The organism is Microbacterium sp. 05N427, from assembly GCF_056397105.1.
On the sequence record NZ_JBFTMT010000002.1, the window covers coordinates 57,489 to 71,305 of the forward strand.

14 protein-coding genes are annotated in these 13,817 nt (G+C 70.8%); 9 read left to right on the forward strand and 5 right to left on the reverse strand.

Features of this window, described 5'->3' with window-relative positions; translation table 11 throughout:
- The first annotated feature begins 74 nt into the window (after positions 1–74).
- Together dapB and AC1DG4_RS02860 are read left to right on the forward strand one after the other, a co-directional pair.
- Positions 75–821 carry a 4-hydroxy-tetrahydrodipicolinate reductase gene (dapB, locus tag AC1DG4_RS02855; protein ID WP_477380767.1) on the forward strand — a complete coding sequence of 249 codons (747 nt, stop codon included), beginning with the start codon at positions 75–77 and terminating at the stop codon, positions 819–821.
- Positions 818–3,973 carry an ATP-binding protein gene (locus tag AC1DG4_RS02860; RefSeq protein ID WP_477380765.1) on the forward strand — a complete coding sequence of 1,052 codons (3,156 nt, stop codon included), beginning with the start codon at positions 818–820 and terminating at the stop codon, positions 3,971–3,973. Before dapB ends, AC1DG4_RS02860 begins: the two co-directional genes overlap by 4 nt.
- 63 nt (positions 3,974–4,036) lie before the next feature.
- On the opposite strand, the gene AC1DG4_RS02865 is transcribed toward AC1DG4_RS02860, so the two are convergent.
- Both AC1DG4_RS02865 and AC1DG4_RS02870 read right to left on the reverse strand, forming a co-directional pair.
- On the reverse strand, positions 4,037–4,867 hold the full coding sequence (locus tag AC1DG4_RS02865) for an ABC transporter permease (protein ID WP_477380764.1): 831 nt from the start codon (positions 4,865–4,867) through the stop codon (positions 4,037–4,039).
- Positions 4,864–5,868, reverse strand: coding sequence for an ATP-binding cassette domain-containing protein (locus AC1DG4_RS02870; RefSeq protein ID WP_477380762.1), 1,005 nt, complete (start codon positions 5,866–5,868; stop codon positions 4,864–4,866). The genes AC1DG4_RS02865 and AC1DG4_RS02870 overlap by 4 nt, the downstream gene beginning before the upstream one ends.
- Positions 5,869–6,008: 140 nt before the next feature.
- Between AC1DG4_RS02870 and AC1DG4_RS02875 the strand changes: the two genes are divergently transcribed.
- The gene (locus tag AC1DG4_RS02875; protein ID WP_477380760.1) at positions 6,009–6,443 is read left to right on the forward strand and encodes a hypothetical protein; all 435 of its coding nucleotides are present in this window, start codon (positions 6,009–6,011) and stop codon (positions 6,441–6,443) included.
- 226 nt (positions 6,444–6,669) lie between these two features.
- Here the strand turns inward: AC1DG4_RS02875 and AC1DG4_RS02880 are convergent, their stop codons facing one another.
- Both AC1DG4_RS02880 and AC1DG4_RS02885 read right to left on the reverse strand, forming a co-directional pair.
- Positions 6,670–7,260, reverse strand: coding sequence for a DUF4395 domain-containing protein (locus AC1DG4_RS02880; protein WP_477380757.1), 591 nt, complete (start codon positions 7,258–7,260; stop codon positions 6,670–6,672).
- Entirely contained in the window at positions 7,257–7,694 is a 438-nt protein-coding gene (locus AC1DG4_RS02885; RefSeq protein WP_477380756.1) for a thioredoxin family protein, read from the reverse strand. Before AC1DG4_RS02885 ends, AC1DG4_RS02880 begins: the two co-directional genes overlap by 4 nt.
- A 102-nt stretch (positions 7,695–7,796) precedes the next feature.
- On the opposite strand from AC1DG4_RS02885, the gene AC1DG4_RS02890 reads away from it, so the two are divergent.
- Genes AC1DG4_RS02890 through AC1DG4_RS02900 form a run of 3 tightly spaced genes read left to right on the forward strand, consistent with a single transcriptional unit; the run spans position 7,797 to position 9,873 of the window.
- On the forward strand, positions 7,797–8,606 hold the full coding sequence (locus AC1DG4_RS02890; protein ID WP_477380754.1) for a thymidylate synthase: 810 nt from the start codon (positions 7,797–7,799) through the stop codon (positions 8,604–8,606).
- Positions 8,603–9,079, forward strand: a complete 477-nt coding sequence (locus AC1DG4_RS02895) for a dihydrofolate reductase (RefSeq protein ID WP_477380752.1) — start codon at positions 8,603–8,605, stop codon at positions 9,077–9,079. The genes AC1DG4_RS02890 and AC1DG4_RS02895 overlap by 4 nt, the downstream gene beginning before the upstream one ends.
- 32 nt (positions 9,080–9,111) lie before the next feature.
- Positions 9,112–9,873, forward strand: coding sequence for an SDR family NAD(P)-dependent oxidoreductase (locus tag AC1DG4_RS02900; RefSeq protein ID WP_477380750.1), 762 nt, complete (start codon positions 9,112–9,114; stop codon positions 9,871–9,873).
- Between the two features lie 48 nt (positions 9,874–9,921).
- On the opposite strand, the gene AC1DG4_RS02905 is transcribed toward AC1DG4_RS02900, so the two are convergent.
- A complete protein-coding gene (locus AC1DG4_RS02905; RefSeq protein WP_477380749.1) occupies positions 9,922–10,461 on the reverse strand; it encodes an NUDIX domain-containing protein in 540 nt (179 codons plus the stop codon).
- 40 nt (positions 10,462–10,501) lie between these two features.
- Here AC1DG4_RS02905 and AC1DG4_RS02910 point away from each other — a divergent pair, with 40 nt between their 5' ends.
- The 3 genes from AC1DG4_RS02910 to AC1DG4_RS02920 all read left to right on the forward strand — a co-directional run bounded on the left by AC1DG4_RS02910 (position 10,502) and on the right by AC1DG4_RS02920 (position 13,736).
- Positions 10,502–10,924, forward strand: coding sequence for an EF-Tu/IF-2/RF-3 family GTPase (locus AC1DG4_RS02910; RefSeq protein ID WP_477380747.1), 423 nt, complete (start codon positions 10,502–10,504; stop codon positions 10,922–10,924).
- A 28-nt stretch (positions 10,925–10,952) separates the two neighbouring features.
- A complete protein-coding gene (gene dapA, locus AC1DG4_RS02915; protein ID WP_292716490.1) occupies positions 10,953–11,930 on the forward strand; it encodes a 4-hydroxy-tetrahydrodipicolinate synthase in 978 nt (325 codons plus the stop codon).
- A gap of 129 nt (positions 11,931–12,059) precedes the next feature.
- A complete protein-coding gene (locus AC1DG4_RS02920; protein ID WP_477380745.1) occupies positions 12,060–13,736 on the forward strand; it encodes a ribonuclease J in 1,677 nt (558 codons plus the stop codon).
- Positions 13,737–13,817 lie beyond the last annotated feature (81 nt).

Sequence of the window (13,817 nt, forward strand, 5' to 3'; positions counted from 1 at the left end):
GGGAGACGCCCCGTGCCGCGGAGGGCGACGATCGGCGGGGAGCCCGCGTCGGAGGCGCTGAATAGACTGAGGGCATGACGACGCGCGTGGCCCTGGTGGGCGCCTCCGGCAAGCTCGGCACCATCATCGGCGACGTGATCGCGCATCTCGACGGATTCGAGATCGGGGCGGTGCTCGGATCCGCCAGCACTATGGACGAGCTCGACGGCGTGGACCTCGTGGTCGACGCGACCACTCCGGCGTCCAGCGTCGAGATCGTGCGGGCTGCGACCGACCGGGGCATCAACCTCCTCATCGCCACATCCGGATGGTCTGCCGACCGCATCGCACAGGTCCGCCCGGCGATCGAGGCCGCCGGCACCGGCGCCCTGTTCGTGCCCAACTTCTCGCTGGGATCCGTGCTCGGGACGGCCCTTGCCGCCCTCGCGGCGCCGTTCTTCGGATCCGTGGAGATCATCGAGGCGCACCAGCACACCAAGATCGACTCGCCCAGCGGCACGGCCGTGCGCACCGCGGAACTCATCGCCGCCGCGCGTGCCGAGCAGGGGCCCGTGGACGCGCCGCACGTCGATCAGCGTGCCCGCGGACAGCAGGTGGCGAACGTGCCCGTGCATTCGCTGCGGCGCCCCGGCGTGATCGCGAAGCAGGAGGTCATCCTCTCCGGGCCCGGGGAGTCGCTGTCGATCGTGCACGACACCGTGCAGTCCGCTGCGGCGTACGCCCCCGGCATCCGCCTCGCCCTGCCGTACGCGCGGGACCTGCGCGGTGTGGTCGTCGGCCTGGAGAACGTGATCGACCTGGGGATCCGGCCGCGCGCATGACGGCGCGCATCGGCGTGCTCGGCCCGGTGCGGATCGCGGATCGCGACGCCGGAGGGACGCCCATGCGCGCGCTGCTGGCCGCGCTCGTCCTCGCCGGCACCGGCACGACCCGCTCGGTGCCGGCGCTGGCCGACGAAGTCTGGGGCGAGGATCAGCCGCAGAACCCGAAGGCCGCGCTGCAGACGCTCGTGTCCCGGGCCAGGGCGCTGGCCGGATCCGACGCGATCGCGAGTGCACCAGGAGGCTACGCGCTCGGCACAGACGACACCGATCTGCACACCGCGCGGCGGCTACGGGCCGAGGCGGAGACGCTCGATGACGGCGATCCCGACCGCATCCGGCTGCTGCGCGCGGCGATCGCCCTCTGGCGGGGCGAACCCGGTGCAGACCTGGCCGGAGCTCCGATCGCGGAGGATCTCGCGACCGAGGCGCAGGAGCTGCGCGCCGCACTGCGCGGCTGCCTCGCCGCGGCGCTGGTCGACTCAGGGCAGGCGGCCGAGGGCATCGGGATCCTCGAGGAGCTCGCAGCATCGCACCCGCTTGACGAAACAGCGCACGCCGCGCTGATGACCGCCCTCGCCGAGGACGGCCGAGCGCCCGAGGCTCTCAGCGTCTTCGCCCGGCTGCGCGGCACGCTCGCCGATGCCCTGGGCAGCTCGCCCAGCGCTGCTCTCGTCGAACTCAACGCACAGCTGCTGCGCGGACAGGATGACGGTCCGCGGGTCCGGATCGGCGTGCAGGCCGCCCCGAACGAGCTCATCGGCCGCGATGAAGCCGTCACGAGCGCGCGTTCGCTGCTGCGTTCGGCACGGCTGGTGACCATCATGGGCGCCGGCGGCCTGGGTAAGACGCGGCTCGCCCAGGCGCTGGCGGCTGAGTCGATGGCCCCTGCGGTCGTCGTCGTCCCGCTCGCGGGCGTGCGCGCGGACGCGGGCGTGCCGCTGGCGATCGCCGCTGCCCTGGGGATCAGCGAGAACGTCCCGGGTGGCAGGCTCTCCGAGCAGCGACCGCGCCCCGACCTCGGCGCGCGCCTCGTGGCCGCCCTCGGCGACCGGACGACGCTGCTGGTGCTGGACAACTGCGAGCAGGTCATCGACGGCGTCGCGCGGTGGACCGCGGATCTGCTGGCCGCAGTGCCCTCGCTGCGGATCCTGACCACGAGCCGCACGCCGCTCGCGATCGCCGCGGAACGCGTGCTGCCCCTGGAGCCGCTCGAGATCGAGGCGACGCACGCCGCTCCCGCCGTGCGCCTCTTCGCGGAGCGCGCACACGCCGCGCGCCCCGGCGCGACGCTCGATCTCGAGGTCGTCGCGCGACTGTGCGCGCGCCTGGACGGGCTGCCGCTCGCGATCGAGCTCGCGGCCGCGCGCGTGCGCACGATGACGCCGGAGCAGATCGAGAAGCGCTTGGAGAACCGCTTCGCGCTGCTCACCTCGGGAGACCGCGCGGCCCCCGAGCGTCATCGCACGCTCGAGGCCGTGATCGAGTGGAGCTGGGACCTGCTCTCTCCCGACGCGCGGCAGGCGCTCGCGCTGCTGTCCGTGCTTCCTGGAGGCTTCTCCGGGGAGACCGCCGACGCTGTGCTTTCGGGGGCCGCGGACGACGTTCTGGAAGGCCTCGTCTCGCAATCGCTGCTGAACGTCATCGAGGTCGCCGACGGCGCCGTGCGCTTCCGCATGCTGGAGACCGTGCGCGAGTTCGGGCACGACCGCCTCGCCGAGACCGGTGCGGAGGATGACGCGTGGGAGGCGGTGGTCGCCTGGGCGCTCGCCTTCGTCGCCGAGCACGGCGCCAGAGCCAGGGCGTTCCCCTCTGGGCTGACCGCACGGGCGCACCTCGCGATCACGCGTGAGCACGACAACCTCGTGCATGTGCTCAGGCACCTGGTGGCTGCGCGCCGCGGCGCCGATGCGGTGCGCCTTTTCACCGTCCTCGGGCAGTCATGGTTCATCCGCGGATCCTTCACCGAGTTCATCGGCTATGCCGGACCGATGATCGAGATCGTGGACGCGCTGCCGGCCGGCGACATCGAGCCCGATCTGCAGGTCATGGCGGTCGTGATGGCGTCGCTCGGCTGCATGATCAGCGGGGATCCTCTCGCCGCGCGCGGACTCGCCTTCGTCACCCGCGCCGTGCGCGCCGCCGGTGACGCGCTCGCGCCGTCCTGGCAGCTGCTGGCGGACGCCCTGCTCGCGGTCGGCCGGGGTGGGCCGATGGGGTCGGTGTCGGAGCTCGAGCGCGGAACGGATCCGCGCGCGCAACTGACGGCGGATGTGCTGCGCTCCCACCGTGCGGAGAACGACGGCGAGGCCGAGGTCGCGATGGAGGCCGCCCGCAGCGCCTGGCATCGGGCGCGCCGTCTCGACGAGCGCTGGGCCGAGGGCATGGCCGCCGATCTCGCGGCGCAGCTGGCTGCGCAGTCGGCGCGCCCGGCCGAGGCGATGACCTGGATCCAGCGTGCGACCGTCGTGTTCGAGGAGTTCGACGCGCAGGATCAGATGAACCACCAGGAATGGGTGCGCGGCGGCGCGCTGCTCTGCCTGGGGCGCAGCCGCGAGGCGCGGGCTCTGTTCACTCGGCTCATCGACGAGGGCGGCCTCAGCCAGGACGGCGTGGAACTCGGGTCGATCGGGCTGTACGGCCTCGCGGAGGCGGAGCTCCTGGACGGGCACGTGGCAGGGGCGACCGAGGCGTTCGGACGCGCGATGGCAGCGTTCGCCGATCCTGTGCACCGCCGCTCGCCCTGGTATCTGATGGCGCTGTCCGGCTACGTCTCCGCGGCCGCGCGAGAGCTCGCGGTGCCGGAGGCGGAGCTCGCCGTCTGGGAGCGGCGTCTGCGCACCCGCACGATCGCCGCATGCCGGCAAAGGCGGGAAGGCGTGGACAGGCCCGTCCTCGGTACGGCGCTGATCGGCTGGTCGGCCTGGGCTCTGCGGCAGCCGGAGCTGATCGCGCGGGGCACGGAGGCGATCGCGCTCGCCGAGGTGCTCGGCGGGCGGCAGAACATGCCGAGCCTCGACCTCGCGATGCACTTCGCGGATGCGGAGCGGATCGCTGGATCCGAGGCCGTCGCCGCGGCGAGGAGGGATGCGGCCGCGTTGGATCCTGCGGACCGCGTGGCGCGAGGCATCGCCGTCCTGGGCTCTCGCTGAGCGCAGGACGCGCCGGGCACGACGAAGGGGCGCCCTCATCGAGGACGCCCCTGGCCGGCCGGTTCAGGCCTTGCGCATGTACGCGCGCACGGTGAGCGGGGCGAAGATCGCCACGATCACGGCGGCGCCGAGGAGCGAGACCCAGGCGTCGACGCCGAACGTGCCGGTGTTGACCAGGTCGCGCACGGCGGTCACGAGGTGGGAGACCGGGTTCACGTTCACGAACCACTGCAGCCAGCCCGGCATCGTGTTCACCGGGACGAACGCGTTGGACAGGAACGTCAGCGGGAACAGGATCATCATCGAGATGCCCTGCACGCTCGACGCGGTCCGCGCGATCACTCCCGCGAAGGCGAAGATCCAGCTGATCGCCCAGGAGCACACGATCACGAGGAGCCCCGCGCCGATCACGGCGCCGAGCCCGCCCGCGGGACGCAAGCCCATGAGGAACCCCATCACGAAGGTGAGCACGGTGGCGATGCCGTAGCGGATCGTGTCGGCCAGCAGCGCACCGGACAGCGGGGCGATGCGTGCGATCGGCAGCGAGCGGAACCGGTCGAACACGCCCTTGTCCATGTCCTCGCGCAGCTGCACACCGGTCACCACCGAGGTGGTGATGACGGTCTGGACGAGAATGCCGGGGATGATGACGGGCAGGTAGTTCGTGACGTTGCCCGAGATCGCGCCGCCGAAGATGTACGTGAACATCAGGGTGAACAGGATCGGCTGCACCGTCACGTCGACGAGCTGCTCCGGCGTGCGCCGGATCTTGATGAGACCGCGCGCCGCCATCGTGATCGTGTTGCGCAGGGTCAGGGAGAGGCTCGCGCGCGGGCTCAGCCGGCGCTCGGCGGCCGGGACGATGCGTCCGGCGGTGGGGGCGAGGGTGCTCATGCGCTGACCTCCTGGATCTGTGCGGTGGCGGAGCCGTCGGCGGGCTCCTCGTCGGCCGGGTGGCCGGTGAGGGTGAGGAACACCTCGTCGAGCGTGGGTTTCTGCACGCTCACCTCGGAGAGACCGATGCCGGCCTCGCGAAGCATGATCAGCAGCTCGGCGACCCGATCCGCATCCGCGAGAGGAGCCGTGATCCTCGACGCCTCGGGGGAGAGGACGCCGCGGACCCCGAGCGTCTGCTCGATCGCCCGTAGCGCGTCGGCGGTGTCGGCATCGTCGCGCACGCGCAGCTGCAGCGAGGAGGTGCCGACCGAGGCTTTGAGGTCGTCAGGCGTGCCCTCCGCCACGACCTTGCCGTGGTCGATCACGGCGATGCGGCCGGCGAGCTGGTCGGCCTCATCGAGGTACTGGGTCGTGAGGAGCACGGTGGAGCCCGTGTTCACGAGCTCGCGGATCGTGTCCCACATCTGGCCGCGGGTGCGAGGATCCAGGCCGGTGGTGGGCTCGTCGAGGAAGATCAGCGGGGGCTGCGCGAGCAGCGACGCCGCCAGATCGAGCCGTCGGCGCATGCCGCCGGAGAACTGCTTCAGAGGCCGGCGCGCGGCCTCGGTGAGACCGAAGCGCTCCAGCAGATCGGTGGACTTCGCCTTCGCCTCGCTGCGGCCGAGACCCAGCAGCCGGGCGAAGATCATGAGGTTCTCGGTGGCGGACAGGGTCTCATCGACCGAAGCGAACTGCCCGGTGACGCCGATGAGCTGGCGCACGATGTGCGCCTCGCGCACCACGTCGTGGCCGAAGACGCGACCGGATCCGCCGTCGGGGCGCATGAGGGTCGCGAGCATGTTGATGGTGGTGGTCTTGCCGGCGCCGTTCGGGCCGAGGACTCCGTAGACGGTGCCGGTGCGCACGCGCAGGTCGACGCCGTCGACCGCGCGGTTCTCACCGAACACCTTCACGAGTCCGTCGGCCTCGAGGGCCCAGTCGGTGGTGGGATTCGTCATGCTCCGAGCATCCGCCGTCCCGCTGTCGGAGCACTGTCGCGCCGCTGTCTCCTGCTGTCGCGCGCTTCCGTGCGCTTCCGTGCGCTTCCGCTGGCGAACTGGCGCGGGTCGCGGAGGACGGGCCGACCTAGGATGGAGGGATGGTTTCCCGCATCGGCGTCGTCGTCATGGCCGCGCTTCTCGTGCTGTACATCGCGCTCGTCGGCTGGCGAGCCGTGGTGCTGCTCGGCTCGGGACAGGCGCTGGGGATCACGATGGGCATCGCGCTGCTCGTGATGCCGCTGATCGGCGCCTGGGCGCTCGTGCGCGAGCTGCAATTCGGCCTCGCCGCGGATCGTCTGGGCCGCACCCTGAACGACGAGGGCGGGATGCCCGAGGCGCCGGAGAACCTGCGCCCGAACGGTCGGCTGCTCCCGGAGGACGCCGCTCGGCTGGTCTCGGAGTACGGATCCGCCGCGGTCGCGGAGCCCGAAGACTGGCGCGCGCAATACCGCCTCGGCGTGGTGCACGATGCGGCGGGTCACCGCAAGGACGCGCGCGCCGCGATCCGCGCCGCGATCCGCCTGGCCCGATAGCCCGTTTCGACGTGCGCAAATGGCTGCATTCCCGAGGGAGACCGCGCCTTCCAGTTCAAGGGGAACGTGCCCAGGTGGGAGGAGGAGAAGGAGACGGATCCCTCGCCCTCGATGAGACTTCCGGTCCAGGTGGCAGCGGCTTCGCTCGTGACGGACATGAGGATCCTCCGATCGGGATGGGTGAGGGTGCCAGCCTAGCGACCGGACCGGGACGCATCCGTACTTCTCAGGGAAGTCGCGGGGCCCTGCCGAGGATCCCGGCGCGCTGCAGCAGCAGGTACAGCTGGCAGCCCAGGCACAGGCCGAACGCGGCGTTCAGGAAAGCGGCGACGAACGCCATCGCCGTCGCGATCGGCAGCGCCCACGGCACACCGAGCAGGTGCAGGAGCAGCCCGACCGTCACGACGAGCAGGCCGACGCCCTGAGCGAAGCGCGGCGGACGAGGGTCCTCCAGCTCGTGGGGCGGCGCGAGGCGCGGGCGCACGAGGGTGCGGAACAGCACGCTCCACGGCTGGGTGCGCGGCGAGAGCACGCTCCAGAGGAAGAGCAGCGCGATCACGAGGGTGAGCAAGAACGCGGGCTGAGTGGCACGGAGCAGCAGCAGCTGCACGCCGAACGGGAGACCGGCGACGAAGGCGAAGTCGCCGGACGCGAGCGTGGCATCCGCGAGCGGCTGATACGCGAACCAGCCGAAGGAGAGCGTGGCGGGGGCAGATCCTGCGACCAGCCCGAGCACCGTGGCCACGAGGAGCAGGGCGGATGTGATCCACGCCGCGAAACGCGGGCCGCGGGGATCGATGCCGGCGGGAGCGGTCATGTGGAGGCCTCCTGAAGGTGGTCGGCGCCGTCGAGGGCTGCGAGCACCGCCGCACGGGTGGGTGCACCGGTGAAGCGGGAGCGGATCCGGCCGTCCGGATCGACGATGAACGTCGTCGGAGTGGACAGCACCTTGTACCGAGCGGCGAGGTCGGCGCGCGAAGTGAGATCGACCTCTGCGTGCACGACACCCGTGCGTTCGGCGGCGACGGATCCCAGCATGCGCCGCACCTGCGGGCAGCGCGCGCAGAACTCAGTGCTGAACTGCACCAGGGTCGCGCGCGTTCCCAGCGGTCGCATGAGGTCGGCGGGATCCACATGCCGGTCGCCGTGGACCGCCACCGCGCGGCCGTCCCTGCGCCGCAGCAGCACGCCCGCGAGCACGGTCGCCGCCAGGAGGGCGGCGACCACGGCGACGGCGATCGGCAGGGACATGCTCCGAGGCTACGTCCGCCCGGTGGGGGAACGGGCGGATATGACGGTTCGAGTCAGCACGCGACGACCCGCGCGTCGGTCGCCGCCGGTACGCTGAAACGCATGAGCGCCGCGATCCCCACGCCGTACGAAGACCTGCTCCGCGACGTGCTGGCCGGCGGCACGCACAAGGACGATCGCACCGGCACCGGCACGACCAGCGTGTTCGGCCGGCAGATCCGGTTCGACCTGTCGCAGGGCTTCCCGCTCGTCACGACCAAGCGCGTGCACTTCAAGTCCATCGCGTACGAGCTGCTCTGGTTCCTGCGCGGCGACTCGAACGTGCGGTGGCTGCAGGAGAACGGCGTCACCATCTGGGACGAGTGGGCGGACGCCGACGGCGACCTTGGCCCGGTCTACGGCGTGCAGTGGCGCTCCTGGCCCACGCCGGACGGCGGCCACATCGACCAGCTGCAGCAGGTGATCGACCAGATCCGGAATTCGCCGGACTCGCGCCGCATCATCGTGTCGGCGTGGAACCCGGCCGACATCCCGAACATGGCGCTCGCCCCCTGCCACGCGCTCTTCCAGTTCTATGTGGCCGACGGCAAGCTGTCCTGCCAGCTCTACCAGCGCAGCGCCGACCTCTTCCTCGGCGTGCCGTTCAACATCGCGTCCTACGCGCTGCTCACCCTGATGGTGGCGCAGCAGACCGGCCTCGAGCCGGGCGACTTCGTATGGACGGGTGGCGACTGCCACATCTACGACAACCACCTCGAGCAGGTGCGAGAGCAGCTCACCCGCGAGCCGTACCCGTACCCGACTCTGCGGATCACGCGGAAGCCGGAGTCGATCTTCGACTACGCCTACGAGGACTTCGCGGTCGAGGACTACCAGCACCACCCGGCCATCCGGGCAGCGGTCGCGGTATGACCCGGATCGGGCTGATCTGGGCCGAGGCGCACGGCGGAGTGATCGGCGCCGGAGGCACGATGCCCTGGCACGTGCCGGAGGACCTCGCGCACTTCAAGGAGGTCACCCTGGGCGCGCCCGTCGTCATGGGGCGGCGCACCTGGGAGTCGCTGCCTGAGAGGTTCAGACCGCTTCCCGGGCGCGACAACATCGTGATCACGCGTCAGGCGGGCTGGTCCGCCGACGGCACACGGACCGCGGGATCGATCGCTGAGGCGCTCGACGGCCTCGACGAGGCATGGGTGATCGGCGGCGGAGAGATCTTCCGCGAGGTGATCGGCGACGCAGGCCGACTCGAAGTGACCGAGCTCGACCTGGACGTCCAGGGCGACGCGTTCGCCCCCTCGCGCGAGGGCTTCCGCCTGGACTCCGCGGGGGAGTGGCAGACCAGCAGGACCGGGATCCGCTTCCGTTTCCTCGGCTACCAGCGCTGACCCGCATCGTTCCCACCCGCAGGAGGATCCGAATGCCCACCGCTCTCATCACCGGCGCCAGCGCCGGGCTCGGCGCCGAGTTCGCCCGCCAGCTCGCCGATCGCGGGGCCGGCCTCGTGCTGGTCGCCCGCTCGGAGGACGCGCTGCAGGCGCTCGCCGCGCAGCTCCGCGCGAGTCACGGCGTCACCGTCGAGGTGCTCGTCGCGGACCTCGCCGACGAGCAGGACGTCGATCGCGTCGCGCGGCGGATCGCCGATGCCGAGCGCCCGATCGACCTGCTCGTGAACAACGCCGGGTTCGGGCTGCCGCTGCACTTCGCCGACAACGAGATCGCGGACGAGGTGCGCCACCTGCGCGTGCACGTCGAGGCGCCGATGCGGCTCATGCACGCTGCGCTCGGGGCCATGCGCGGACGCGGAGGACGGATCATCAACGTCGCCTCGGTGGCGGGCTTCATCTCGCGGTCCACGTACTCCGCCTGCAAGGCGTGGCTCATCGGCTTCAGCCGCTGGGCGAACGGCGAGTACGCGGCCGACGGCGTCACGGTCACCGCGCTCTGCCCCGGTTTCGTGCACACCACCTTCCACTCCCGGATGGGTCTCGGAACCGGCGAGGAGGGCGTGCCGCCGTTCCTGTGGCTGGACGCTCCTTTCGTCGTCCGCCAGGGCCTGCGCGCGGCCGCGCGAGGCAGATCCGTCGTGGTCCCGTCGCTGCGCTACAAGGCGGTCATCGTCGGCGCGCGACTGGTTCCCCGCGCGCTCACGGCGCGCATCGCCCGCCGCGGCCGCATGTAGGGCGCCGGAGCCGGACCAACGCCGGCGCAGGCGTGGCGAATGCCCGGTCTAGGCGAACCGGCCCAGCCGAATCCCGGCATAGGCCAGAGCGGCGACCGTCTCGCCGTCGCGGATCCGCCCGTCGGCGATCATCGCGAGCGCCTCGGCGAAGGGCACCCACGCCATCTCGTCGATGCCCTCTTCTGCCTGCGTGTGCGCACTGTCCCCGGCCTGACGCAGGCCCCGGGCGAGGAACACGTGCTCGGGCGCCACAGTCACGCCGTTGAGAGCGTTCATGGTGCCGATCGGCGTCCACTCGTCCGCCTCCAGCCCTGTCTCCTCCCGCAGCTCCCGACGCGCGGCGAGGAGCGGATCCTCCCCGTCCGTGCCCCCGGCAGGCACCTCGACCGAGCGCCCCGTGGTGTAGCGGTCGATCGTGACGAGGCACACGCGGTCCGCCTCGTCGATCGCGACCACGAACACGGCCGGGTTCTTCAGGGTGACCACGCCGTAGATCCCGTCGCCGGCGGGTCCGGAGACCTGGTCCTCCCGCACCGAGATCCAGCGGTTGTCGTAGACGATGCGCGATTCCCGTGTCTGCCAGGCCATGAGCGCGAGCCTAACCGCCCGTCCCTCTAGGCTCGAATGCATGGGCTGGTTCGGGAAGAAGAAGGATCCGCAGGACGCGAACGAGATGCTGCGGCAGTACAACGCCCAGGAGGCCCAGCGCCTGGCCGCCGCCGGGATCGCTCAGGGCACGGCCATCGCCTCGGTCGCGGGCACGGTCTCGACCGGCTCCGGGACGTCCGAGTTCGTCGTCGAGGACGTCTTCACGATCACCGGGCGCGGCCAAGTGGCCACGGGCAGGACCACGACGGGCACGATGCGCGTCGGCGACCGCGTCGTGGTGCTCCGCGGGTCCACGCAGACGGGCACCAGCACGATCACCGGCATCGAGATGCTCCGCAAGAAGGCCGACGAGGCACCGGTGGGCGTCGCCGCAGGGCTGCTGCTCAAGCCCCAGGCGGATCTGGCCCGCGGCGACGTCATCCGCGTCACCCCGACAGCGTGAGCATCGCCTGAACCATTACGCTGGACCCATGACGCACACGGGCAATCCCTTCGGACAGGTGCTCGTCGCCCTCATCACCCCGATGACGGCCGACGGCGAGGTCGACTGGCCTTCCGTCGAGAAGCACATCGACCGTGTCATCTCGGACGGCGCGGACGGCATCGTCGTCACAGGGACCACGGGGGAGACCTCGACCCTCACCGACGCCGAGAAGCTGCGCCTCGTCGAAGTCGGCAAGGACGTCGCGGCGGGCCGCGCGAAGATCATCACGGGCGGCGGATCCAACGAGACCGCGCACGCGATCGAGCTGTACAAGGCCAGCGAGAAGGCCGGCGCCGACGGCATCATGATCGTGACGCCGTACTACAACAAGCCCACCCAGGCGGGCATCCTCACGCATTTCCGCCTCGTCGCGGATGCCACCGACCTGCCGGTGATCCTCTATGACATCCCCGGCCGCACCGGCGTGCCGATCAAGTACGAGACGATCCTCCGTCTCGCCAAGCACCCGAACATCCTCGCGGTGAAGGATGCCAAGGGCGACTTCTCCGAGGTCAGCCGGGTGCTCAATCAGACCGACCTGATGTACTTCTCCGGTGACGACTCGAACGTGCTCCCGCACCTCTCGATCGGCGCCACCGGTCTCATCGGCGTTACGGCGAATATCACTTCGGCACCGTACCGGGCGATCGTCGACGCGGTGAACCGTGGCGACCTCGCTACCGCCACCGCGGAGCACAAGCGCCTCGAGCCGCTCGTTCGCGCCGCGATGACGCATGTGCCCGGCACCGTATCGGCGAAGTACATCCTGCACGGTCTCGGCCGCATCACCAGCCCCCGCGTCCGCCTGCCCCTGGTGGGGCCGGAGGAGTGGGAGGCCGCCCTCATCGAGGACGAGCTCGCGCTCGTCAAGGACATCCCCGGCGCGGACTTCTCCGACTTCCGCCCCGACCGCAATGCCGCCGCCGGCGGCGCACTCCCCAAGGTGCACGGCACGACCCGATGAGGGCGTGGCCGATGAGCATCGGAGCCGGAAGGAACGGATCCGCGCGGAATGCGCAGACGGATCCGGCCCCGGCCGGCAGGGGGACCACCAACATCGGGCGCGCCGTGCGCCCCGCCTAGGAGGCACCACATGACCATCACCCTCGCCGACCCCGAAGCGCTCGCGCCCGGCACGCTCCGCGTCACGCCCCTGGGCGGACTCGGAGAGATCGGTCGCAACATGACCATCTTCGAGTACGACGGCAAGATCCTCGTCGTTGACTGCGGCGTGCTCTTCCCCGAGGAGCACCAGCCGGGCGTCGACCTGATCCTGCCCGATTTCGAGCCCATCAAGGACCGCCTCGACGACATCGTCGGCGTCGTGCTCACGCACGGCCACGAGGATCACATCGGCGCCGTGCCGTACCTGCTGCGCCTCAAGGGCGACATCCCGCTGATCGGATCCGGCCTCACCCTGGCCCTCGTCGAGGCGAAGCTCAAGGAGCACCGGATCAGGCCCTTCACCCTCACGGTGAAGGAGGGACAGCACGAGAAGGTCGGTCCGTTCGACCTCGAGTTCGTCGCGGTCAACCACTCCATCCCCGACGCGCTCGCCGTGGCGATCCGCACCCCTGCGGGCATGGTACTCGCGACCGGCGACTTCAAGATGGACCAGCTCCCGCTGGACGGGCGCATCACGGATCTTCGTGCGTTCTCACGCCTTGGCGAGGAGGGCGTCGACCTGTTCCTCGTCGACTCGACCAACGCCGACGTGCCCGGTTTCACGCCGACCGAGCGCTCGATCGGCCCCGTGCTCGACCAGGTCATCGCGAAGGCGCCGCGCCGGGTGATCGTCGCCAGTTTCTCCAGCCACGTGCACCGGGTGCAGCAGGTGATCGACGCCGCGCACGCGAACGGTCGTCGGGTGGCCTTCCTGGGACGCAGCATGGTCCGCAACATGACGATCGCGGAGCAGCTCGGCTACCTCAAGGTGCCGGACGGCGTGCTCATCGATTACAAGAAGGCGCGCGACCTCCCCGAGGACCAGATCGTCTACATGTCGACCGGATCCCAGGGCGAGCCGATGGCCGTGCTCAGCCGGATGGCGAACCTCGACCACGCGATCGAGCCGGGCCCCGGTGACACCGTCATCCTGGCTTCGAGCCTCATCCCGGGCAACGAGAACGCGGTCTACCGCGTGATCGACGGGCTGACCAAGCTCGGTGCGAACGTCGTGCACAAGGCGAACGCCCGGGTGCACGTCTCGGGTCACGCCGCGGCGGGCGAGCTGCTGTACTGCTACAACATCCTGAAGCCGAAGAACGTCCTCCCCGTGCACGGCGAGTACCGCCACCTCATGGCGAACGCGAAGCTCGCGCAGGACACCGGAATCCCGGAGGAGCGCACGATCCTCGGCTCCAACGGCACCGTGATCGACCTCAAGGACGGCGTCGCCCGCGTCGCCGGGCAGCTCGACATCGGCTTCGTGTACGTCGACGGCTCCACGGTCGGCGAGATCACCGACGCAGACCTGAAGGACCGGCGGATCCTCGGCGAGGAGGGCTTCGTGTCCATCATCGTCGTGGTGGACTCGACGACCGGCCGGATCATCTCCGGCCCGGAGATCCACGCGCGCGGCGTCGCCGAGGACGACTCCGTGTTCGACGACGTGGCGCCGAAGATCGTCGCCGCGCTCAAGGAGGCGGCCGGGAACGGCGTGCGCGACAGCCATGCGCTCTCGCAGATCGTGCGGCGCACGATCGGCCGATGGGTGAACCAGAAGCTGCGCCGCCGCCCGATGATCGTCCCGCTCGTCATCGAGGCCTGAACGCCCGGCGTTCGGAGCCCGACTGAGGCTGCAATCCCGCGGAAAGCCGCGTCATTGCGGGCCTTTGTCGGCGTGCGGCCG